This window comes from Psychrobacter sp. 5A.1, assembly GCF_030407455.1.
In the GTDB taxonomy this organism is placed as follows: domain Bacteria; phylum Pseudomonadota; class Gammaproteobacteria; order Pseudomonadales; family Moraxellaceae; genus Psychrobacter.
The window spans coordinates 1-21870 of sequence record NZ_JASDDJ010000054.1; the positions used below are offsets into that span (position 1 = coordinate 1).

Below are 21870 nucleotides of genomic sequence, written 5' to 3' on the forward strand. Positions count from 1 at the left end.
TGTATTCTTGGTCGAAAACAATAGATTAGTGAGATGCTCTTCTTTTTTCAATCACTTTTAAAGTTGAGAGTGGGGTTGTTAAAAATAATAGGGTAAGTTGAAACTGTCTGGTTTGTCGTGGTCATTTTCAACCCGCTGTCATTAGGACATCATTATAACCGTTAAGGAAGACTTATGACCAATGCAACGATTAACACAGTGACTATCAGTAAAGCCGACATTCCAAGTGGTGGTATGAAATCGTATAAGCAAGAAGACGATAGTATCATTTTAATCACCCGTGACGATGATGAGTTTCATGCATTCGATGGTAAATGCCCGCATGCAGGCGCAGATTTGGGCACTGGGTTACGCTGTGGCAACCGTGTGGTTTGCCCATGGCATCATGCGACTTTTGATAGCCGTGATGGGTCGCTACTGGAGCCGATAGCGACCGCAGGCTTGACTCGATATACAGTGACCGATAATGGTGATAAATTATTGATTGATACCTCTGTTCAGCTTAATGAGCGTGTTGAACATGACAAGTTGCCTGACACGCATACGATTATCGTGGGCGGCGGCGGCGCAGGATTTATGACGGCACATCAATTGCGTCAGGGTGGTTATGGCGGCAAGATTACGTTGATTAGTAAAGAGGATAAAGCCCCTTATAACCGCCCGTTATTATCCAAAGCTTTTTTGGCAGGAAAAATGAGCGAAGATAAGCTGCTATTGGGCGGTAGCGACTGGGCGAGTAATAACAACATCGATCTGCGCCTCAATCAAACGGTGAGCAAAGTATTGCCCAATGAATCCACCATTGTTATAGAAGATAACCACGGTAATAGCGAGCGGCAGAGCGCAGACTTCTTAGTCGTGGCAACGGGTGCTGAACCAAATTTTCCCCCTATCAAAGGTGCTGAAATGGATGGCGTATATACCTTACGCAGCATGGAGGATGCCAAGCTAATCAAAGCGGCCAGTCATGACCAGCGCGTGGTCATTATCGGTACTGGTTTTATTGGTATGGAGGTCGCCTCAGCCTTAGCGCAGGCAGGCACGACAGCCTCAATCACTGTGGTGGGGCAGTCTGATCGGGTGATGGGTAATATCGTCTCAGAAACCGTCAGCAATGCGCTTATCAAATTGCATAAAGATCAAGGGATTCAGTTCGTCTTTGATGCTAGCGTCAATGAAATCACCAAGGTCGAAAACAAGTCTGACAACAATGAAGCAAGACAAACCTTTTCACAAGTGGGCGGTGTGATACTGGCAAGTGGCGAGCATATCGATGCTGATATTGTGATTTTAGGCACAGGGGTATCTGCCAATACCGAGCTGTTAGAAGAGGTCAACGATCTTGATGGAGTACAGGTTGATAGTAAGCTGCAATTGCGTGATGGAGTTTATGCACTGGGCGATATTGCAAAAGCATCTGGGCAGATGGGACGTATGCGTATTGAGCATTGGCGAGTGGCATTACAGCATGGGCTTGTGGCAGCCGCTGCGATATTAAAAGACGAGACAGTAGAGACGTTAGATGCCCGTGTTCCGTTCTTTTGGACCATGCAATTTGGCAAGAGCCTACGCTATAGTGGCCATGCGCAAACGCCAAACAACAGCATATTACTTGGCACCCCAGACACGCTCGATTATATCGAATATTACTTTGATGACGAAGGTGAGGGCAGTCATGAGAATAGCCGAGCCACTGCGGCCAGTACATTAGGGCGCGACCAAGAGTTGATTGCTTTTGCTGAACTATTACGTATAGGTCAAGCCCCAACTCGTGCTCAAATCAACTCAGGTTTTGATATCATTGAGCAAGCACAAGCGTCATCACCCTAGCATTTAGTAGGCAATAAGTATTACTATTAAAGTGGGCTTGGTTATCCAATACTACCTGAATAATATGCAGATGAAGATAGGAACGATAATTTATGAATAAAGACTCCGTATTTTTGCGTGAAGCCACATCAGATGATATTGACGCTCTTGAGCAGTTATTGAATTGCTGCTATCGCGAGACAGCAGGTTGGACCAATGAGGCCGATTTGATTGGTGGTATTCGAACCACTTCAGCTGAGCTTGCTGCCGTTATCAACGATCCTAATCACTATTACTTCGTTTATCCAAAAACGATAACGGGTGACCGTGATGGAGAAGAAACGGGTGAGATACTTGGCTGTATCGCTGTCGATATCAAAACCAATGCTGACTCAAATAAGAAAGCCTATATCGGTATGTTTGCGGTACATCCTGTGCTACAAGGGCAGGGAGTCGGTAATGTGATACTACAAGCAGCAGAGACCTTTGCCGATCGCCACTTGCAGTCACTGAATCAGCCGAGCCGTTTGACCATGTCTATTTTAAGCCATCGTCCTGAGCTATTGGCTTATTATGAGCGCCGTGGCTATCAGTTAAATGGTAATAAAATGCCATTTCCCAATGATGGCAATAATGGCGAGCCAAAGCGTGAAGACTTAGAATTATTAGAACTAGAGAAAATAGTCAATGCATAAAGGCTAGGGCGTGTCCTCATTTTAAAAATGGTGATAAAAATGAGATAAATTGCAGTCAAACAAGGAAAATAGCGCAGATAATATCGAGATATTAGTCAGCTATTTGACGCCGTTTGGCAAGATTTAGCCATTTTTAACCCATTTAGATAACTATCGATTGAATTGAGGACACGCCCTAGCTATATCAGTATCACGTTAACCCCAAAAATGTCCAAAAGTCATAAATAGCCCCACGCTCAACAATAAAAATGCCACGATGATTAAACGCTTAAACCAGTTAAAGGCTGGCAAGCGTGTGGCATTATCATCCGACATCAGATAAGCAAATAAGCATAGCAAACTTGCTACCAAGGTCATAATTCCCAAGCCAATCGGTAATATAAAAAAATACACCTGCCACACAGTCATCTCTCAGCAATCATTATTAAGCGCATGATAGCAGCATCGGGATTGTGCTGTCTGTATGAACGTAGCCTCACTTAAATTTCCCAGAGCCATTCAAATAGAAGCGATTCAAGTACAAAAAAGCAATCTTGAATAAAAATAGGCAAATATCGAGAAATTAATTTGGGTTTAAAGTTATAATTATGTATAGTTCAGGTAACTTTATAGATACATTGAAACCGATATGAATAGTTTTCAGAAATTAATATTAATCTCGATATTAACGCCATTGTTTGTTGCATGTTCGAATACACCTTCTGAAAGCACGGTCGAAGGGTTGATTGAAGCGCAATATGAGCAAGCCAATAGCATGATGGATAATGCCATGGCAAATGCGGGCAACGATGAAATGGCAAAAGCCATGAGTGGCATGATGGAAGGTATGATGCCCAAGCTTGAAAGCGTCGAGAATATAAATTGTGACACAATTGAGGGCGAAAATACCTATATGTGTACGGCGGATATTACTCAGACCATAGGTGGTAATAGCGGAACCAACAAGACCAGCTTTAAAGTTTATCAAGTGAACGATGAATGGGTGTTGGGCAATTAAGACTAAGCTTAATTGCTACTTTCAATAAGATCAAACTAATATCACAACGGATGGAAGCTCTCAAATGAACAGTAATGACACGAATTTACAAGCCGGTAATGGCAATAATAGGAAGCAAGACTCCACAAACATAGCATTGCTAAACTGGTTAGGCTGTTTATTCTTCGGTTTTATTCCGCCCCTGATTATTTTCTTGGTAAAAAAAGATGATGCTTACGTACAATCTCAGGCGAAAGAAGCCTTAAATTGGTCAATAACCTTTGTGATAACTTATATTGGGTTATGGATTGTGGCTATGGTACTTGGATTTATTCTAGCATTCATCTGGTCACCGTTAGCTTTCATACCTATGATGTTCTTATTTTTATATGCTTTCTCGCATTTAGTATTCTGTATTATGGGCGCGATTAAATGCTCTTCAGGACAGGACTTTAAAGTGCCATTTAATATTCGATTGATTAAATAGTTTCCATTAAAATATACCTAGGGCGTGTCCTCAATTCAATCGATAGTTATCTAAATGGGTTAAAAATGGCTAAATCTTGCCAAACGGCGTCAAATAGCTGACTAATATCTCGATATTATCTGCGCTATTTTCCTTGTTTGACTGCAATTTATCTCATTTTTATTACCATTTTTAAAATGAGGACACGCCCTAGGTTTGAAAAAATATTATGCTAAAAAAATCGCTTTTCTAACGATTACATCAATACTATTTGCTGGTTGTGCTTCTGTACCCACTGAAGAATGCTGATAGATATTGTTTATAAGAGGGTGCTAATGTGAGTTGGTATCCTTCTTTATTTTATGGTGGCACTAAGGATAGATATGAATATAACTTTTATACTTAATGTGAGACTCAAACCGATTGCTTTATTGTCGGGGCTGCTAGTTTCGCCGCTATTGTCCTATTCGGCCTTGGCGCAAACCTATCAAATCCAAGATTTCTCAGACGATTATTATGCAACCATTGACCAAGTAGGCGAGTATGGTTATGAGGCGAACAGTATCATCAAAATTATAGATGAGAAAACACATAAAACCCTTATCAGTCAACCTGCTAGTATCGATATTGAATATGAGTTAAGTAATAGCGAAGAACATGAGTTGGGTGAAAAAGTCAGTGCCAATATCGTTAGTATTCCTTATGGTGAACATAGTGTGTTGATCTATGACGATTTTAATTTTGATGGACAAAAAGATTTAGCGATAAAAGATGGGCGCAACGGTTGCTATGGTGGGCCTTCTTATCAAGTTTATCTCAAAAATGATGACAAATTCGTCCTTAGCGAAGGATTTACTGATTTAGCACAAGGCTATTGCGGTTTTTTTGGTGTAAATAAAGACAGTCAAACTTTGTATACGATGACTAAGAGTGGCGCAGGATGGCATCAGTATTCAGAGTATAAAGTGATCGATAATAAGCCAGTGGCCGTACATGTGCTTGTAGAGGAATATAATCCAAAACAATTAATTTCTATCACCGAGAGCACAAGAGTTAATGGCAAAATGGTAGAAGATAGCTATGAGATGTTACCTGAGTACGATAACGAAAACGACGATGGGACATTGCCTTTCGTTTATAAGTTGGATTTAAATAACGGTAAAAAAATGGTTTTAAATAAGACTTATGACAAGGAAGGTGAGCAGATGTATTATGCCTTTGCCGATAAAAATGACAGAATCGAGCTGTATTATGATGGGCCATTTGTTTATGACACGGCTAAAAAAACACTTAGCTTTCTCAATAAGCCTGTGGTTTATCAGATCAATAAGCAAGGCATTACAGTGAGACAATCTAATAAGAGCGTTTTACTCAAGTCAGTGCCACAGAACGAGCAGGGAAGTCTGGAAAAACTTGGGCATTTTGACAATGTGAGCGTTAGATAATTGGTAAAGCTAATAGCGCCTACTCAATATAACTCACACATTATTGACTCAATATGAACCAGTATAGTCCGCAGGCAGATACAGATCGAACGCAACCGTTAAGCATTCGATTACTTGAAAAGCTACTATTCCCAAGTCGTATATTATCCTGTAAAGAAAAGCAGCGATTGGCTCATGATATAGCTGGTAAAACCATACTCATTACAGGTGCAAGTTATGGCATCGGTGAGCAGCTTGCTTATCTATTGGCAAATCTAACCACTTCGGATAACAGACAGAATGAACAGCTGCAGCCCGTTAAATTAGTATTAGTCGGTAGAACCACGGAAAAATTAGAGCAGGTACAAGCTCACATCCATCAAACCAATGCATCAGCCAGTATCTATCCTATAGATTTAAGAGATGATGAATCACTCGAACGCTTCATCCAGTTTTTACAAACACTCAGCATAGACATTTTTATTAATAATGCTGGCCAATCTATCATGCGCTCTGTCATGGATTCGCTTGAGCGTGGTCACGATTATGAGCGCACTATCAGTCTAAATTATATAGCGCCTGTTAAATTATGCTTAGGTCTGATACCTCAACTTGGTATCAATCAAGGGCATATCATCAACGTATCCGCACTCAATGTATTGCTACCACCAATGCCTAAATGGTCTGCTTATCAAGCCTCTAAGTCTGCTTTTGATCAGTGGTTTCGGTCAGTATCACCAGAATTATATGCGCAAAAAATAACGACCAGTACATTGTATCTGCCTTTGGTTCGCACTCGTATGATTGCGCCAACGGCTATCTATCAATCTGCGCCTACTATGACTACTGAGCAAGTAGCCGCACTCATTAGTAGGCTTATTATTCATAAAAAAACCAGTTTTAAGCCTTGGTGGTTATATCCTGTCGAGATTCTAGCGTTGCTATTCAAAAGACCCTTAGAGTTTTGTGTTCGCAGTTATTATCGATACCAGTTGCGCTAGGGCGTGTCCTCAATCCAATCGATAGTCATCTAAATGGGTTAAAAATGGCTAAATCTTGCCAAACGGCGTTAACTAGCTGACTAATATCTCGATATTATTTGTGCTATTTTCCTTGTTTGACTGCAATTTATCTCATTTTTATCACCATCATTTGAAATGAGGGCACGCCCTAATAAAAAGGTATTACCCTTCAAGGTCTAACAGCAACGAATAGAGACTTATCAATGTCTAGCAGCTACCAACATGGCCATCAAAATCAAAGTAATAAGCAGCAGAGTCGAGATGAAAGTAGCCAGTTAACATCATCATGGCTGGGGTGGATATTTATCAGTATTCGTAACTTATACTGTATTGGCTTATTGACACCAAAAGGTATTTTTTGTGTCATCAAATCTATTTATAAGCATGGCGCAAACCTGATGGTCTTGCTCGAATTTGCTAGCCATGTTGCACCTAATAGAAGTACGCTAAATCAACAGTACAGCTATCAACAGAGTTATGAATTAGCCCTGTCATTAGCGGCTTATCTCAATGAAAAATTACAGATGAGCAATGATGCTAAGACTAGCAACCACTCACGCTATAAAGAAAAAGTGGCGCTACTCTGCGCTAATCATAGCAGTAGCGTCTTGGCTTTATTTTCAGCTGCACGTACTGGCGCTGATATCACGCTGCTCAATACCGATATGAGTCATAGTCAAATCGAGCAAATTATTGAGCAACAAGCATACGACATGCTTATCTGTGATGATGAATTTGTCAGCATCGTGTCAAAGGTATCAGCGCCTAAATCAGAGACAGCGCCAATAGTGGTTAGTACCGAAACATTAAACCAGTTCCTTGCTGCAAACTTTGAAAACATAAAACTAGCAACTCAGCAAGGGTTCGCTAAGCATAGAAAAAACGGCCATAAACTCGTACGCCAGTCATCAGGTAAAGTAAATATGCTGACAGGCGGTACCAGTGGCCGTATTAAATTTGCTAAGCGTGAGCCGTCACCGCTTGCGATGCTTATGCCGTTTTTGGCATTATTGAATAAAGTAGAGCTGGCTAAATATCACTCTGTCTATATTGCCGTGCCTTTTTATCATGGTTATGGATTGTCAGCGCTCATTATCTCCATCCTGCTCTCTGCTCGTATCTTTATCAGTGATAAATTTAATAGCGCTGAAGCCAGTCACTTGATTTATCATAATCAGATTGAAACGCTTATTTTAGTGCCAACGATGCTCAAGCGCTTGCTTGATTACGATAAACTCAAGCAATGCGAGTATGATCAGCTCAAAAGTAGAGAGGTCAAAGAAGCTGTTTATAATCCAACTTTCCTTTCTGTTCAGCGGATAATCTCAGGTGGTGCCAAACTCGATGCCAATCTTGCTAAGCAGACGTTGGCTCATACTGGCGATACTTTGTTCAATCTCTATGGCACCTCCGAATCAGGTTTCGGAGTCATGGCGACTCCAGCTGATTTACACCGCTATCCTGATAGTATTGGTAAAGCGATTAAGGGTGTGCGCTTACAGATATTACCGATTGAGAAAACTTCAAATACTGCTAGTCAAATACCGTCACCAGATGACGCTATTGGGGTTTTAAGCCTTAGCACAGCGTGGTCAATGGACAATAAAGCCGTGACCAATACTGCTAAAAATCTCAGTGAGACCAGCTACATCAGTACAGGTGATTTGGTCTATCGCAATGTGGAAGGGTATCTATTCTTAAAAGGTCGTGCGGACGACATGATTGTATCTGGTGGTGAAAACGTGTATCCGCTAGATATTGAAAGTGCACTCAAACAACATCCGCAGATTGAACAAGTTGCCGTCATTGCGATAGACAGTGATGAATTTGGTAAACGGCTCGTCGCTTTTGTCAGTTTGATTGATGCTATTGGTACTAGCAAACTTGAGCTTTCAAATATGATAGGTAGGTCAAGTCTGCTAGATTCAAGTATGTCCTTAACTAACAGCGAGTCAATCACCGCTATGCAGCTGATGCAGTGGTTGAAGCCTAAGCTGGCACGTTATCAGATGCCTCAGCAGATTAGGTTAATAGAAAGTTTGCCTATGACTAAGACGGGGAAGGTGAGTCATGCGAAACTCAAAGAGTGGTTTCATAGTAAATCAATAATATCAGTACACTAAGGCATTTCATTATTTAGGCTATGAAGCCCAAACTAAAAAGGCTACTCTCAACGGAGTAGCCTTTTACTTTTAGCTAAGATAATAAGTTTAACGCATCGTCACAAACTCTTCTGAGCCAGTTGGGTGAATCGCAACCGTATTATCAAAGTCAGCTTTAGTCGCGCCCATTTTGATGGCAACTGCAAAGCCTTGAATCATCTCATCGACACCAAAACCAATACCGTGTAAGCCAATGACTTTTTCATCATCGCCCAAGCACACCAGTTTCATAGTGCATTTTTGGCGATGCTGAGTCACTGCACTATACATAGAGGTAAAGCTCGATTTATAGCATTTGATATTGTCTTTGCCATAGCGTTCAATCGCATCGATTTCAGACAGGCCAATCGTACCAATCGCAGGGTGGGTAAAGATAACGGTCGGTATCAACGTATAGTCTAAATGCTCATTAGGCTTATTGTTAAATAGGCGCTCTGACAAGCGGCGACCTGCAGCAATCGCCACTGGAGTCAAATCAACACTGTTTTCAATAATATCACCGACTGCATAGATGTTGTCGATATTGGTGTTTTGGAACTCATCGACTTTTATTTTGCCAGTCTCAGTCGTCGCGACCCCTGTCACTTGCAGGTTGATACCGTCTGTTGATGGCGCACGACCAATGGCCCAAATCAAGCAATCTACTGTGTCAATACAGTCTTCGCCACCGCTATTGGTAGATAAGTTCAGGCTATCATCGTCATTTTTATTGACTTCATTGATGGCAGTGTTGGTGTGCAGATGAATGCCATCTTGCTCCATCTCTATCAGCAAGGTTTCTACAATAGTATGGTCAAATGCGCGTAGTGGCGAATGTTTACGTACATATAAATGCACCTCTGCGCCCAGACTGTTTAGTACGCCTGCGATTTCGACAGCGATATAACCAGCGCCTACAATCGCCACGCGTTTTGGCAAGTGATTTAACGCAAAAAAGCCGTCAGAATCGATGCCGTATTCTGCACCTTTGATGTTTGGTTGGATCGGGTGACCGCCTGTGGCAATCAAAATATGGTCAGCGGTAATGAGTTCGCCGTTTACTTCTACGGTATTGGTATCGACAAACTTGGCAAAGCCTTTGATCACTTCTACGCCATTTTTCGCCAAGTTGTTATCATAAGAGCGGTGAATATTTTCGATGTACTGTTGACGGCTTTGGACCAGTTTTTGGAAGTCAAAACCTTTAAACTCAACATCAAAACCATAATCGGGCGCATATTTATGGATGGCTTCGGCAACTTGCGCGCCATACCACATGACCTTTTTTGGCACACAGCCCAAATTCACACAAGTACCACCCAGTTGATTGGCTTCGATAATGGCGCATTTTTTGCCATAGCTTGCTGCACGGTTGATTGAAGCAATGCCGCCGCTGCCGCCGCCAATGGCGATATAGTCATAATGTTTGGTCATAATCAGGTCTCTTTATTAAATTGTTATTGGTACGGTTTTAAGGTTTATTGTTTTGAATGCTCTTGTTTTGGACTCTACTGTAATGGGTCTTATAATCCATCTTACAAGTTTTTTATGGTTAAGGTGTGTTGAGTTGCTTCCATGTGGTCAGTATTTATATAGCTAAGCTTATCTAGACCCACCTAAACAATAGCACGACGTCTATAAAACAACAGCCCAGGAATAGACAAACCCAGTACCAATCCTGAGGTCACAAACAAAGCCTCAAACAAGTACACCATCATTTGACTAAATAACTCGTCTGAAAAACCAAAATAGCCAATCTGCACCATACTGACCATGGCCTTATACGCAGCGATACCGGGCATCATACAGATGACACTTGGCGAAATGAGGGCTTTAGGCGGTAGGGTATATTTCTTAGAAAAATACACACCCAAAAAGCTGGCAAGCATCGCCCCAAAAAAGCTGGCTACTACAAGGTGGACTTGCTGATGGACAAGCGCAGTCTTTAATCCAAAGCCAAAAGCAGTCATGAGCAAGCACGGCAGAATATAGCGTTTGGGTACGCTAAACATCAGCGTCCAACCAAGGGTGATGATGCAAGACAGTACAACGGTTTCTATAAACCACATCTTAAAACCCCCAGTGCTGTATTTGAAGTAAAACGAGGGCCATCACGATGCCAACGCACGCGGATAAGGTCAACATATAGGTAAACACGGCACGCCCAACGCCAATATTGACATAGCCTTTTAGGATATCTGAAAAAGAGTTGATGAGCGGGAAGCTTGGCACCAGTAGCAGCACACTGGATGCGACGGCGATATCGGCATTGTTCCCAATATCAAAATAATACGTGGTTGCGCCAATCAAGGAAGCAATAAAAGCCGTCACAATGACCGTGATAAAAGGATTGAAATGATGTTTGGCCAGATAGATACGGGTAAACATCGCCACCATACCAGCAACGAATGTCACCGCAGTAATCGACCAACTACCGCCATTCAGATAAGCAAACGCTGCACAAGAAGAGCCAACAAATACGCTGACTAGCCACGTTGGGTAAACCGCCTTATCTAGCTCATCAAAGGCAAGGGTAGTGCGGTCAATCAATTCGTTATGATCGACAGTGGCTTCGGTTTTATTAACGATTTGCTGAATTTGTACCAATAAATTGACATTGATGCTCTGATTGATCGTGTCTCTGGTGGTGGTGATACAGCGCTCATCACAGATAGTGGTCAAGGTAAGGGCATTAAAATTGAGCGAGCATTCTACGCTGTTCATACCCAAAGCAAGCCCTAAGCGCTTGGACAAGTCCACCACCACGGCAGACTCAGCGCCATACTGCATAAGAAGTAAGCCGCAGCGCACGCATAGTCGGGTAATGCGCTGCTGTTTTACGTAGCTGATAGAGGTCATGAGTTAGATACGCAGGTTGGTTGGTATTAATACGCTATTATAAAGGGTCTGGGTGGTGATGGGGTATTGATATGGCAAGCTTGTAGTCACTTAACGATAGCATAACTTGGGGCAGTTATTTAGCGGTAAGTATAATGATAATTAGATGGGCTGGAGCTTGAGATTTTCATCAAATAAACAAACAATAGACTGTCTAATTGATAGACTTTTGTTTTCTATAATGATAGTATCTTCCAATAATTCAGACACACTACTTACATATTAGTTACATTCTCGATTATACATTGCCCTCAATTCATAACCTTTAGCTAGCTATCTATTTTAATTGTATCTCTCATCTAGGACGTCTAATGACAACTTTTCACAAAATAAAAAATGCTCTATTATTTACTACTATTACTACTTTAGCAGGTTGTACGACAGTAGCTGATATGTCAGGGTACGATACTGCTACCTTAAATAGCGATGCGGCAAAAAGCTACTCTCAAGTAATCTCTAAAGCCAATAGTCAAGGCGTCGTAGATAATAATTCTGCCACCGCCATTCGAGTCAAAAAAGTCTTTAATCGTGTTAAACCCTACGCTGTTCAAGCCAATACAACAGGCGTTCCTTTTGATTGGCAGGTCACTGTGATACGTTCCCCTGAATTAAACGCTTGGGCAATGCCTGGTGGCAAAATGGCCTTTTACACGGGTATTGTAGAAAAATTACAGTTAACAGATGCAGAAATCGCTGCAATTATGGGACATGAAATGACCCATGCGTTATCTGAGCACAGTAAAAAAGATGCTGGTCAAAAAATTCTGACAGGCTTGGCGATGCAGTTAGGTGGTGCGCAATTACAGTCAAAAACAGGATTAAGTGATGATGCACTAGGTTTGATTAATGATCTAGGTATTGATAAGCCGTTTTCTCGTAGTCAAGAGTCACAAGCCGATGCAGGTGGTTTACGTTTGATGGCGCAGGCAGGCTATAACCCAGCATCTGCAGTGTCAGTATGGGAAAAAATGGAAGCCGAAAATGGTCGTAGTAGCGCTTTAGTTACTTTGACATCTACGCATCCAAACTCTGGGCAGCGTATCGCTAAAATCAAAGCACTTTTGCCTGAAGTGACGCCAATTTATCAAGCGGCTATTAAATAAAGCATTTAGTGGTAAGTAGTTCGTTAGATAATATTTAAAAAAGCAAGTCGCAAGACTTGCTTTTTTTGCAATGAAATATCGAGAAATGGATGATTTAATTTTGAAATTACGTCGCATGCTATACCCAACTTAGGGGCTTTGGTAATACGCCCAACGTCGCGGTTTGTGAGAGCGGCGAGCGTACGGTAGATGTACGGCTGATAAATGTTGAGAGGGAGTTCATTTAGGTGAGCGTTGACTTTCAATCCACTCAGTAATATGAGGCAATTGATTCTCCAAATCTTGTTTTAAGTGAGGCGCACTGTCGTTTGTCCACGTCTCATCACACCAATCACAGCTATTGTATAAATCGCCAAGCCAACAAGGATAGTATGCAACATTATCAGGTAAACCTCTCGGAGCATCCATAAAACCGCAATCAATATTATTAATTACTCTACAGATATCTAGAGGAGTAATTTCATCATTTAAATATCTTTTAATTAAGTTGATCAGATATTTAGCCGCTAAGATTTCTGCACTCAATGATTGCGGTAAAAAACCTGGTTCCGTAGCTACAGTTAGTCTGAAAAAAATATCTTCAACATGATGTTTTGGCGCATAAAAAATTTCAAACACTTCTTCAGGAATATGGTCGTTATTTTTAACGAATGTATCAGCCCATTGAATAATTGACTCTATATCTGTTTTGTCATACCAACACTGTACTAATATTTCTTGATGAGATTTCATAGGGTTGCTCAGAATATGATTCACTAATATAAATTATTAACTATAACGACTCCATGTAAATCTGAAATCAATGCGATACCAAATTGAGTATCAGTACTCTTCTTCATAGCTCTATCAGCATATTCAATACAGCCAAACACACTTTCCTTGAAAACTAGATTTGTATTCTTATCTTTATAATAGTAGAACTGACCCTGTGTGCTACAGAGGTCATCTTCCTGCGAATAGGTAAATAATTTTTCACATGTATCTAACAATATATTTCCAAAGGTTGTTCTACTAGAACTATATTCACTCCATGATTTTTGAGCGTCAACGACTGCATGCTTTGTCATTGGGATTTCTGAATGGTCGATGTTTTGCAATTCATTAATCCAAAAACTAAAATTATCTATTTTTACTAAAGAAGCCGAGTTTTTTAGAATAGTAATAAACTCACCAATCAATATTGATTTGTCACTACTGAGAGCACTAATAATAGCAAATTTGGTCTTTTCTAAATGTGTATTAAAATTCATATGATTATGGACTTATTATTAATGATTTGAATGGAATTGTGACATTTTAAGAGGTTTCATGAGATATGCTACGGTATGTGAGGCATAATTATTGTAAAAATGGAGAATAAGTTATGGGTACATCCTTCTGCGGCGTTGTAATCCAAACAGATACGAAAGACTTAGATTTTATGTCGGTCTTGACTAATTTATTCAATAAAGAGTTTATACCTATTGAAAAGCATTGTGATTGTAGAGACGAGGATTGCTTTTTCATCGCTAAGACTGATAAATATTTGATAGTATCTAACTCCAAATTTGTTGATGAAATTCTACAGAATAATAGCTCATATAATATGGATATGATTCAGAAGACTTTTGTTCCTAAATTTGTTTTTGTTTTCGAAGAGTATGATAGTGGAGGTACTTACAGTTATGCAGTTATACTCGATAAGAAGATTGTCAGAAAATTTCGCAGCATTACCTATGAAATTACTGTCGATGAAGGCGAGCTATATGAGATTGAGTCCAAATGGAGAAGTTTGCCTACAAAGTTTATGAATGATGAAGATTATGAACATGAAAAGGTCTATTTTCATCCTGATAGCGAGACTGAGTTTTATACTGAAGAATCACTACCGCAACTAATTTTGCACGAATTGATGAATGATAAAATTGGATTTGATGTTCATACATTAGATGAACATATAATTGATTCAGGTTTTTTTAAATATAAGAATAATGATTTTATAGGCAAAAAATGGTGGCAAGTCTGGAAGTAAGTATTACTATAGTCAAACAAAAAAAGCCACTCCCTAAAGAGTGGCCTTTTATCATCAATCATCTAAAAATTACTGATTAGTGCGGACGGCCTTGACCATGTCCTTCAGGTTTTTTATATCCTTTTGCAGTCATACAGGCCTCTAATTTTCAGCATCAGCATCAGCATCAGCATCAGCATCAGCTTACCTATCGAAATCAAAATAATCCGAGTAGTCCTGCAATAATACCTAATGAAAGACATGTACCAAGAAGTAAAGTCTTACACGTGGACATCTCAAATCCCTGTTCGTGATGACTTGAATAATGTCTTTTTTTATCATAACTCTTGAACAGTTCAGAATTACATATTTCTTTTTTAGTAAGTAAGCCAACGGCAACTGGGGTTTTATAATAAAGTTTATAGTATGTGACTTGAGTACCTACTAGTAATACGTCCTTGCCTGTATATTTACATAAATCGTAGTAAAAAACGGTATCTTCATAGGCATCCCGAATATAGGCTTTGTATAAGATACTATCTATATTAGTAATGATGCCATCACTTATATCAGGACCCATTCTAACCTCTATATTTTGTATGTTGAGTAAATTATGCGACACCTAACAATGAATGTTTCTATCTATGACTTGTCTTATTAATTTTGGCGATAGTAGAGCGATACTGAGACTAAGTGTTTTTATTTAGTACTAATCGGATCTAACCTAACTTCCCAATCGTCACCAAATCGATTATTCAAATAGCTTTCCATTTCAAATTTTATACGATCATAGTTTCTATTGTTTACTATCAAGCCTTTGACGCCTGATAACGCATATATATTGTATCCTTCTAAAGCATCTTTCTGTGTTGTCTTGCTAGTTATATAAACCTCTGCTTTACCTTCATCGTTAATATAGCGATTCTTGACTTTAGGACACTTAGCTATTGGTAAAATAACTTTTATGATAAAGTTCTGAGTTGTTTTATATGATTTTGAAATTTTTGACTGACACATAGTTATTCCTATTGATTTGTTGATAAAGACTGACGAAGCGTATTAAAGTGTCTCAATCATATATCAATGAATAATTGTGATAAATACTAAAACTTCCTTTCAGAAAAAAACCGCTCAAGAGTCCACCTATGAACGGTATTAAATTTGTAGAATAAGCCTTAATACCAAACGTTTCGCGTCCATTGGCTACTTTTATAGTTTGAATCACCCAACAAAAAGGCCACCCCATAAAGAGTAGCCTTTTATCAACGATTAACCAGTTTGTATCAGCTCACTTCTTTCATGCCTTGTTCAAGCATCGGCTTTAAGAATATACCCGTATAGGATTCTTTGACTTCAGCCACTTCCTCAGGCGTACCTTCAGCGATGATCATACCGCCACCTTTGCCGCCTTCGGGGCCAAGATCAATCACCCAATCCGCAGTCTTAATGACATCCAAGTTATGCTCGATGACCACGATGGTATTACCTTTATCACGTAGGGCATGCAAGATGTTGAGCAGCTTATCGATATCATGGAAATGCAAACCAGTGGTTGGCTCATCCAAAATGTAGAGCGTCTGTCCTGTATCACGTTTGGCAAGCTCACGTGCTAGCTTGACTCGCTGTGCTTCACCACCTGATAACGTCGGCGCAGACTGACCAAGACGGATATAGCTCAGACCAACATCCATCAAGGCTTGCAAACGACGATAAATCGCTGGTATCGCTGAGAAGAATTCAGTCGCATCTTCAACCGTCATATCGAGCACGTCGGCGATGGTTTTGCCTTTATAGTGAATCTCTAACGTCTCGCGGTTGTAGCGCTTGCCTTCACAGGTATCACACGGCACATACATATCCGGTAAGAAATGCATCTCAACTTTGATGAGGCCATCACCTTGACACATCTCACAGCGTCCGCCTTTGACGTTGAAGCTAAAGCGACCGGCTTTATAACCACGAGCACGCGCTTCTTGCGTTTGTGCAAACATCTCACGTACTGGGGTAAACACGCCTGTATAAGTCGCTGGGTTTGAGCGCGGTGTACGACCAATTGGGCTTTGGTCAATATCGACCATTTTGTCCAAATGCTCAAGACCGCTAATGCTTTCAAACTTGTCGGCAATCAGCGTTGAGGCATTGTTTAACTGCGTTGCGGCTAATGGCATTAGGGTACGGTTGATCAAGGTTGATTTGCCCGAACCCGATACCCCAGTCACGCAAGTCATAATACCAATGGGAATGGTCAAATCTACATCATGTAGGTTGTTGCCTGACGCGCCTTTTAGCTCAATCGTCATCGGTACTTTTTTCGGTTTGGCTTTTCCTTTGACTTCCACATCTATCATTTTTGGCTGATGACGAATGGCTGGAATCTCGATTCTCTTTTTACCAGACATGTATTGTCCAGTCAGCGAATCCTTATTTGCCATGATGTCATCGACCGTACCTTGAGCAATGACATGACCGCCATGTACACCTGCGCCGATACCGATATCGATGACGTGATCCGCTTGGCGAATCGCATCTTCATCATGCTCAACGACTAGTACCGTATTGCCCAAGTCACGCAAGCGCGTTAGGGTTTTTAGCAGACGATCGTTGTCACGCTGATGCAGACCGATCGATGGCTCATCAAGTACGTACATCACGCCCATCAAACCAGCACCGATTTGGCTAGCCAGACGAATACGCTGCGCTTCACCGCCCGATAATGTTTCGGCAGAGCGGGCGAGGGTTAGATAATCTAAACCAACACTCACAAGGAAGTTTAGACGCTCATTAATTTCTTTAAAGATTTTTTCGGCGACTTCACCTTTATGACCGCCAATCTTTAGCGTTTTATAATACTCTGCGGCATCACCGATAGAGAGTTTGACGATTTGAGCGATGGTCTGATCATCAACACGGACATTGCGTGAGATTTCATTCAGACGCGCACCATCACAGACATTACAAGTAGTATCAGCTAAGTATTTGGCCAGCTCGTCACGGACGAGATTGCTTTGCGTCTTAGCATAACGACGTTCTAGATAAGGAAGTACGCCTTCAAATGGTACGGTCTTATTGGTCTTACGACCGCGCTCATCGGTAAAGTTAAAGGTTAGCTTCTCTTTACCAGAGCCGTTCATAATGAGGTCTTGCTGCTCTTTTGGTAGATCTTGCCACGGCGCATCCATGTCAATTTTAAAATGATTGCACACAGTCGATAGTAGACCGAAGTAATAAGCATGACGCTTATCCCAGCCATTGATGGCACCTTGATTGAGCGATTTTTCATGATGGGTAATCAGTTTCTCAGCAGAGAAGTACTGACGTTTACCGAGACCATCACAGCTTGGGCAAGCACCATACGGATTGTTAAAACTGAACATGCGTGGCTCAAGCTCAGAGACAGCACGATCACAGACAGGGCAAGAATGCTTGGCTGACATGACTTGATTGTCATCGCCGCCTTCTTTCGGATTACCATCCATAAAATGCAGCGTGACCAGACCTTGTCCTAAGCGTAGGGCAGTCTCTAAACTTTCTGCGACGCGGTTGCCCAAGTCATCACGGACTTTAAAACGATCCACCACGACTTCGATGGTGTGTTTTTTCTTTTTATCGAGTGTTGGTAGCTCATCGGTATCGTAGACATCACCGTCGACACGCACACGGACAAAGCCTTGGCCAATGAGCTGCTCTAGTAAGACCGTATGCTCACCTTTACGCTCACGAATGACGGGTGCCAAAATCATAATCTTGGTGTCATCGGGTAGCGCCATGACTTGATCGACCATTTCGGTGACCGACTGTGCAACCATTGGCTCGCCATGCTCAGGGCAAAACGGCGTACCAATACGCGCATACAGCAGACGTAAATAATCATAAATCTCGGTAATCGTACCGACCGTAGAGCGAGGGTTATGGTTGGTCGATTTTTGCTCGATAGCAATCGCAGGGGATAGACCCTCGATACTATCGACGTCAGGCTTTTCCATCTGTGATAGGAACTGACGTGCGTAGGCTGATAAGCTCTCGACATAACGGCGTTGCCCTTCGGCATATAACGTATCGAATGCCAATGATGATTTACCAGAACCTGATAAACCGGTGATGACCACGAATTTATCTCGTGGTATGTCTAAATCAATGTTTTTTAAATTGTGCGTACGTGCGCCGCGTATTGCGATATGGTCATGTGCCATCGGTGATAGGTTTCCTATTTGCTAAAATGGTATTTAAAAAAATGTCTAAACGTTGAAAGCGTAAATGAAGTCGAAGTGGTTTATTAAAATTGTGGATAGTGCTGTCATTCATATCGCTCTATAAAGGCATTGATAGTTTTATAGAGCGATATAAATAATTGCTAATGTGCTCTGGTTTTAGTTTCTTATTTTAAGTTTTTGTTTTGATAAGTAAATCTAAATCAAATCAGCAGTGAGTAACAGGTAAGGTTTGTTATAGATTTTGCCAAACAATGTCATTTTATGAAAGGTATTCGTTATATGGTCAATTCTGTACAAGCTAAAAGTGTTGCTCTGGTAATGTTTGCGCCGTCTTACTTTATTGTCATGATAGTGGCATTATTCAAGGTACGGTTGCTATTAGATGCACTTAATAACAAAATTATGGCATCACATTTACCGTTAAGTCTGGGCGTAAAAAGTAAAAGTATCGGCAACCAAATGACGAATGTCTTATACTAGTGGGCTTGATTTATAGGCTGATGACTCGATAAAAGCAGCAGTGATAAACTAGCTAATGATCAACCAGTGAGGCGAGTATGAATAGCGTAGAAAAACGGGCAATCCTCGGGGTCGGTGGTATCTTTGCCTTACGGATGGTTGGTTTGTTTATGATTGTCCCGGTATTTTCTGTATACGGTAACCATTATGCGCATGCGACGCCATTTTTGATTGGTTTGGCAGTTGGTATTTATGGGCTTGGGCAGGCTATTTTTCAGATACCGATGAGCCTTGCTGCTGACAAATTCCCGCGCAAACCTATTATATTTTTAGGGTTAATCTTATTTGCTATCGGCGGTATCATCGCGGCCAATGCCACAGATATTTATGAGGTCATTATCGGTCGGGCGCTGGCGGGTAGTGGTGCAGTCTCTGCTGTGTTGATGGCATTACTAGCTGATGTGACTCGTGAGGAGATGCGTACCAAAGCGATGGCTACGATGGGTTTGACCATTGCGACCTCCATTATGCTCGCCTTTGCCTTTGGCCCGTTGTTGGTTGGTTCGCTTGGCATTTCTGGTCTGTTTTGGTTGACATCAGGGTTCGCTATTTTAGCGATGCTGTTACTGGTGTTTGTACCAACGCCTCTGCGCGTACTCAAACACAATCTCGATAATAAGACCATTGGTCAGCAATTAGCGACAGTACTCAAAATTGGTGATTTAAATCGCTTACATATTGGTATCTTTGCGCTACATCTGACCATGACTTCGATATTTGTCATTTTGCCGCATCAGCTCAATGAGGTAATGGGATTATCGGTACGCCAGCAAGGTTTGGTTTATTTGCCGTTATTGTTTATTGGTTTTGCGGTAGCGATACCTTTTATTATCATCGCCGAAAAGAAACGCAAAATGCGCCAAGTATTTTTGGGTGCATTGGCATTAATAACCGCAGCCTTAGCCATACTCGCACTTGGCAGTCAGGCTGGTATTGGTATTATTTTAGGCTTATTACTGTATTTTATGGGCTTTAATCTCATTGAGGCGACCATTCCTTCGTGGATTTCTAAGCGCGCGCCAGTGGCCAATAAAGCGACGGCCATGGGAATAAGTTCATCTAGCCAGTTTTTTGGTGCGTTTGTGGGTGGGGCAATGGGTGGGCTATTATTGAGTCAGCCTAGCCTCTTGGCATGGGGTATATTGGCGATCATTATGGGCGTCGCTTTGCTGCTTATTATACCGATTGCGCAGCCACCATACCTATCAAGCACGACCGTTAGTATTCCCAAAAATGTCAATATGCAAGACTGGTCACGCCAGATGCTAGCAGTAGATGGTGTTGATGAGCTGGTCGTGATGGCAAAAGAGCAAGTGGCCTATCTTAAATTGGATAAAACCCAGTTGACAGATGATGCGCGACAAGTATTGTCGCATCTGGCACAAAGCCCCCTAGATATTTAAAAAAAAATTGGTTAAAGTAAAATCATATAACTGATAGTATTAATGTGCAGTGGACCAAACAGGCTCCATTAAATCATGATTAACACGATTCATTGAATTATTCATAAGCAAAAGGACGGTACCATGCGTGGAGTTAATAAAGTTATCATTATCGGTAACCTTGGAGCAGACCCTGAGGCACGTCAGTTTAATAACGGCGGTAGCGTGACCAATATCTCGGTTGCGACATCGGAGCAGTGGACAGACAAACAAAGCGGTGAAAAAAGAGAAGCGACTGAATGGCATCGTATCTCACTATTTAATCGTTTGGGTGAAATTGCTGCGCAGTATTTGCGTAAAGGCAGCAAAGTCTATATCGAAGGCAGCTTACGCACACGTAAATATCAAGATCCCAACGGTCAAGACCGCTATATTACCGAGATTCGTGCTGAGCAAATGCAAATGCTCGATGGTGCGACTGGTGGTGGTCAAGACAATGGCGGCGGCTTCAGTAATAATAACCAAGGTGGTCAGAACCAAGGTCAAAGCGGTGGCTATAGCAATCAAGGTGGTCAAAGCAACCAAAACAATTTTGGTCAGCAAGCAAACAACCAGCCAGCCCAACAAGGTGGCTATAATCAAGCAGGTGGTGGCCAAAATAATTTCAGCAACCAAGGTGCACCAGCTCAGCAAAACCAGTTCAACCAACCAGCGCAAAGTCCTGCACAGTCGAAGCCGACAGCCATGCCAGATGGCCCTGTAGATGACGATATTCCGTTCTAAATCTTATACAATGACAAGATGTTGTATTTATAATACTGTAGCTCATTGATAATAATATCATTGAGCTATTTTTATATCCAAAAGCCCTGCAATTGCAGGGTTTTTTAATGCTTGCCATTAGGGCGTGTTTGTTATTCACAAATAGTCCCTGTCAGTGCCATGGTCGAATATCAAACAGGCTCTAATCATAAGTAGGGTACGTTCTCAATTCAATCGATAGCCATCTACATGGGCTAAGAATGTCTACACCTTGCCACACAATGTCAATGATATGATTTGGGGTGTCGTCAATCTATTTTAAAAAGAGTACGGTTTTACTGGGGAACATTTTTCGAAACCTCTATCAGGCGTGCGAATCGCCAGTGAGGAAAATTTATATTAGTAGAATATTAGGGCGTGTTCTCATTTCTATCACCATTTTCAAAATGAGGACACGCCCTAGGATTGTATG

Annotated in this window: 21 protein-coding genes; 12 read left to right on the forward strand and 9 right to left on the reverse strand. The window is 41.3% G+C overall.

The genetic code is table 11. The features are described from left to right. Positions 1-174 precede the first annotated feature (174 nt). Both QL982_RS11200 and QL982_RS11205 read left to right on the forward strand, forming a co-directional pair. On the forward strand, positions 175-1830 hold the full coding sequence (locus QL982_RS11200) for an FAD-dependent oxidoreductase (RefSeq protein ID WP_290162548.1): 1656 nt from the start codon (positions 175-177) through the stop codon (positions 1828-1830). A gap of 92 nt (positions 1831-1922) precedes the next feature. Next, positions 1923-2504, forward strand: coding sequence for a GNAT family N-acetyltransferase (locus tag QL982_RS11205; protein WP_290162546.1), 582 nt, complete (start codon positions 1923-1925; stop codon positions 2502-2504). Positions 2505-2699: 195 nt separating this feature from the next. On the opposite strand, the gene QL982_RS11210 is transcribed toward QL982_RS11205, so the two are convergent. Beyond that, complete coding sequence (locus QL982_RS11210; RefSeq protein WP_290166100.1) at positions 2700-2861, reverse strand: hypothetical protein; 162 nt, start codon at positions 2859-2861, stop codon at positions 2700-2702. Between the two features lie 271 nt (positions 2862-3132). On the opposite strand from QL982_RS11210, the gene QL982_RS11215 reads away from it, so the two are divergent. The 5 genes from QL982_RS11215 (at position 3133) to QL982_RS11235 (ending at position 8515) form a co-directional block, all read left to right on the forward strand. After that, entirely contained in the window at positions 3133-3501 is a 369-nt protein-coding gene (locus tag QL982_RS11215) for a hypothetical protein (protein ID WP_290166102.1), read from the forward strand. Between the two features lie 64 nt (positions 3502-3565). Next, positions 3566-3967, forward strand: coding sequence for a DUF4870 domain-containing protein (locus QL982_RS11220; RefSeq protein ID WP_290166105.1), 402 nt, complete (start codon positions 3566-3568; stop codon positions 3965-3967). A gap of 362 nt (positions 3968-4329) precedes the next feature. After that, on the forward strand, positions 4330-5391 hold the full coding sequence (locus QL982_RS11225; RefSeq protein WP_290165268.1) for a hypothetical protein: 1062 nt from the start codon (positions 4330-4332) through the stop codon (positions 5389-5391). A gap of 53 nt (positions 5392-5444) precedes the next feature. Beyond that, positions 5445-6371 carry an SDR family NAD(P)-dependent oxidoreductase gene (locus tag QL982_RS11230; RefSeq protein ID WP_290165270.1) on the forward strand — a complete coding sequence of 309 codons (927 nt, stop codon included), beginning with the start codon at positions 5445-5447 and terminating at the stop codon, positions 6369-6371. A gap of 224 nt (positions 6372-6595) precedes the next feature. Next, positions 6596-8515, forward strand: a complete 1920-nt coding sequence (locus tag QL982_RS11235; protein ID WP_290165273.1) for an AMP-binding protein — start codon at positions 6596-6598, stop codon at positions 8513-8515. Positions 8516-8602: 87 nt separating this feature from the next. Here the strand turns inward: QL982_RS11235 and gorA are convergent, their stop codons facing one another. The 3 genes from gorA to QL982_RS11250 form a co-directional block, all read right to left on the reverse strand. Continuing rightward, positions 8603-9967, reverse strand: a complete 1365-nt coding sequence (gorA, locus tag QL982_RS11240; RefSeq protein ID WP_197101655.1) for a glutathione-disulfide reductase — start codon at positions 9965-9967, stop codon at positions 8603-8605. Positions 9968-10149: 182 nt separating this feature from the next. Continuing rightward, complete coding sequence (locus QL982_RS11245) at positions 10150-10602, reverse strand: threonine/serine exporter family protein (RefSeq protein WP_290165277.1); 453 nt, start codon at positions 10600-10602, stop codon at positions 10150-10152. 1 nt (position 10603) lies between these two features. Beyond that, positions 10604-11392: a threonine/serine exporter family protein gene (locus tag QL982_RS11250; RefSeq protein ID WP_290165278.1), complete on the reverse strand. Its 789-nt coding sequence runs from the start codon at positions 11390-11392 to the stop codon at positions 10604-10606. Positions 11393-11742: 350 nt separating this feature from the next. On the opposite strand from QL982_RS11250, the gene QL982_RS11255 reads away from it, so the two are divergent. Next, the gene (locus tag QL982_RS11255) at positions 11743-12534 is read left to right on the forward strand and encodes a M48 family metallopeptidase (protein WP_290165280.1); all 792 of its coding nucleotides are present in this window, start codon (positions 11743-11745) and stop codon (positions 12532-12534) included. Positions 12535-12753: 219 nt separating this feature from the next. On the opposite strand, the gene QL982_RS11260 is transcribed toward QL982_RS11255, so the two are convergent. Together QL982_RS11260 and QL982_RS11265 are read right to left on the reverse strand one after the other, a co-directional pair. After that, positions 12754-13266: a hypothetical protein gene (locus tag QL982_RS11260; protein WP_201591669.1), complete on the reverse strand. Its 513-nt coding sequence runs from the start codon at positions 13264-13266 to the stop codon at positions 12754-12756. 23 nt (positions 13267-13289) lie between these two features. Beyond that, positions 13290-13784: a hypothetical protein gene (locus tag QL982_RS11265; protein WP_290190327.1), complete on the reverse strand. Its 495-nt coding sequence runs from the start codon at positions 13782-13784 to the stop codon at positions 13290-13292. A gap of 113 nt (positions 13785-13897) precedes the next feature. Between QL982_RS11265 and QL982_RS11270 the strand changes: the two genes are divergently transcribed. Further along, positions 13898-14545: a hypothetical protein gene (locus tag QL982_RS11270; RefSeq protein WP_290190328.1), complete on the forward strand. Its 648-nt coding sequence runs from the start codon at positions 13898-13900 to the stop codon at positions 14543-14545. A 196-nt stretch (positions 14546-14741) separates the two neighbouring features. Here QL982_RS11270 and QL982_RS11275 read toward each other — a convergent pair whose 3' ends face one another. The 3 genes from QL982_RS11275 to uvrA form a co-directional block, all read right to left on the reverse strand. Continuing rightward, positions 14742-15104: a hypothetical protein gene (locus QL982_RS11275; RefSeq protein WP_290165651.1), complete on the reverse strand. Its 363-nt coding sequence runs from the start codon at positions 15102-15104 to the stop codon at positions 14742-14744. A 119-nt stretch (positions 15105-15223) separates the two neighbouring features. Beyond that, positions 15224-15541, reverse strand: coding sequence for a hypothetical protein (locus QL982_RS11280; RefSeq protein WP_290165653.1), 318 nt, complete (start codon positions 15539-15541; stop codon positions 15224-15226). A gap of 266 nt (positions 15542-15807) precedes the next feature. Next, the gene (gene uvrA, locus QL982_RS11285) at positions 15808-18714 is read right to left on the reverse strand and encodes an excinuclease ABC subunit UvrA (protein WP_290165655.1); all 2907 of its coding nucleotides are present in this window, start codon (positions 18712-18714) and stop codon (positions 15808-15810) included. 282 nt (positions 18715-18996) lie between these two features. On the opposite strand from uvrA, the gene QL982_RS11290 reads away from it, so the two are divergent. From QL982_RS11290 to ssb, 3 genes are all read left to right on the forward strand, one after another. Next, positions 18997-19215, forward strand: a complete 219-nt coding sequence (locus tag QL982_RS11290; protein WP_290165657.1) for a hypothetical protein — start codon at positions 18997-18999, stop codon at positions 19213-19215. A 77-nt stretch (positions 19216-19292) separates the two neighbouring features. Further along, positions 19293-20657: an MFS transporter gene (locus QL982_RS11295; protein WP_290190329.1), complete on the forward strand. Its 1365-nt coding sequence runs from the start codon at positions 19293-19295 to the stop codon at positions 20655-20657. A gap of 123 nt (positions 20658-20780) precedes the next feature. Further along, positions 20781-21419, forward strand: a complete 639-nt coding sequence (gene ssb, locus QL982_RS11300) for a single-stranded DNA-binding protein (RefSeq protein WP_290166082.1) — start codon at positions 20781-20783, stop codon at positions 21417-21419. Positions 21420-21870: the final 451 nt, after the last annotated feature.

What these genes read in the sequence shown, in the direction of transcription:
- QL982_RS11235 (WP_290165273.1), top strand. Translation starts at nt 6,596, where the DNA reads ATGTCTAGCAGCTACCAACATGGCCATCAAAATCAAAGTAATAAGCAG.
- QL982_RS11220 (WP_290166105.1), top strand. Translation starts at nt 3,566, where the DNA reads ATGAACAGTAATGACACGAATTTACAAGCCGGTAATGGCAATAATAGG.
- QL982_RS11255 (WP_290165280.1), top strand. Translation starts at nt 11,743, where the DNA reads ATGACAACTTTTCACAAAATAAAAAATGCTCTATTATTTACTACTATT.
- QL982_RS11205 (WP_290162546.1), top strand. Translation starts at nt 1,923, where the DNA reads ATGAATAAAGACTCCGTATTTTTGCGTGAAGCCACATCAGATGATATT.
- QL982_RS11230 (WP_290165270.1), top strand. Translation starts at nt 5,445, where the DNA reads ATGAACCAGTATAGTCCGCAGGCAGATACAGATCGAACGCAACCGTTA.
- QL982_RS11245 (WP_290165277.1), bottom strand. Translation starts at nt 10,602, where the DNA reads ATGTGGTTTATAGAAACCGTTGTACTGTCTTGCATCATCACCCTTGGT.
- QL982_RS11270 (WP_290190328.1), top strand. Translation starts at nt 13,898, where the DNA reads ATGGGTACATCCTTCTGCGGCGTTGTAATCCAAACAGATACGAAAGAC.
- QL982_RS11280 (WP_290165653.1), bottom strand. Translation starts at nt 15,541, where the DNA reads ATGTGTCAGTCAAAAATTTCAAAATCATATAAAACAACTCAGAACTTT.
- QL982_RS11265 (WP_290190327.1), bottom strand. Translation starts at nt 13,784, where the DNA reads ATGAATTTTAATACACATTTAGAAAAGACCAAATTTGCTATTATTAGT.
- QL982_RS11275 (WP_290165651.1), bottom strand. Translation starts at nt 15,104, where the DNA reads ATGGGTCCTGATATAAGTGATGGCATCATTACTAATATAGATAGTATC.
- QL982_RS11225 (WP_290165268.1), top strand. Translation starts at nt 4,330, where the DNA reads ATGAATATAACTTTTATACTTAATGTGAGACTCAAACCGATTGCTTTA.
- ssb (WP_290166082.1), top strand. Translation starts at nt 20,781, where the DNA reads ATGCGTGGAGTTAATAAAGTTATCATTATCGGTAACCTTGGAGCAGAC.
- gorA (WP_197101655.1), bottom strand. Translation starts at nt 9,967, where the DNA reads ATGACCAAACATTATGACTATATCGCCATTGGCGGCGGCAGCGGCGGC.
- uvrA (WP_290165655.1), bottom strand. Translation starts at nt 18,714, where the DNA reads ATGGCACATGACCATATCGCAATACGCGGCGCACGTACGCACAATTTA.
- QL982_RS11290 (WP_290165657.1), top strand. Translation starts at nt 18,997, where the DNA reads ATGAAAGGTATTCGTTATATGGTCAATTCTGTACAAGCTAAAAGTGTT.
- QL982_RS11200 (WP_290162548.1), top strand. Translation starts at nt 175, where the DNA reads ATGACCAATGCAACGATTAACACAGTGACTATCAGTAAAGCCGACATT.
- QL982_RS11210 (WP_290166100.1), bottom strand. Translation starts at nt 2,861, where the DNA reads ATGACCTTGGTAGCAAGTTTGCTATGCTTATTTGCTTATCTGATGTCG.
- QL982_RS11250 (WP_290165278.1), bottom strand. Translation starts at nt 11,392, where the DNA reads ATGACCTCTATCAGCTACGTAAAACAGCAGCGCATTACCCGACTATGC.
- QL982_RS11215 (WP_290166102.1), top strand. Translation starts at nt 3,133, where the DNA reads ATGAATAGTTTTCAGAAATTAATATTAATCTCGATATTAACGCCATTG.
- QL982_RS11260 (WP_201591669.1), bottom strand. Translation starts at nt 13,266, where the DNA reads ATGAAATCTCATCAAGAAATATTAGTACAGTGTTGGTATGACAAAACA.
- QL982_RS11295 (WP_290190329.1), top strand. Translation starts at nt 19,293, where the DNA reads ATGAATAGCGTAGAAAAACGGGCAATCCTCGGGGTCGGTGGTATCTTT.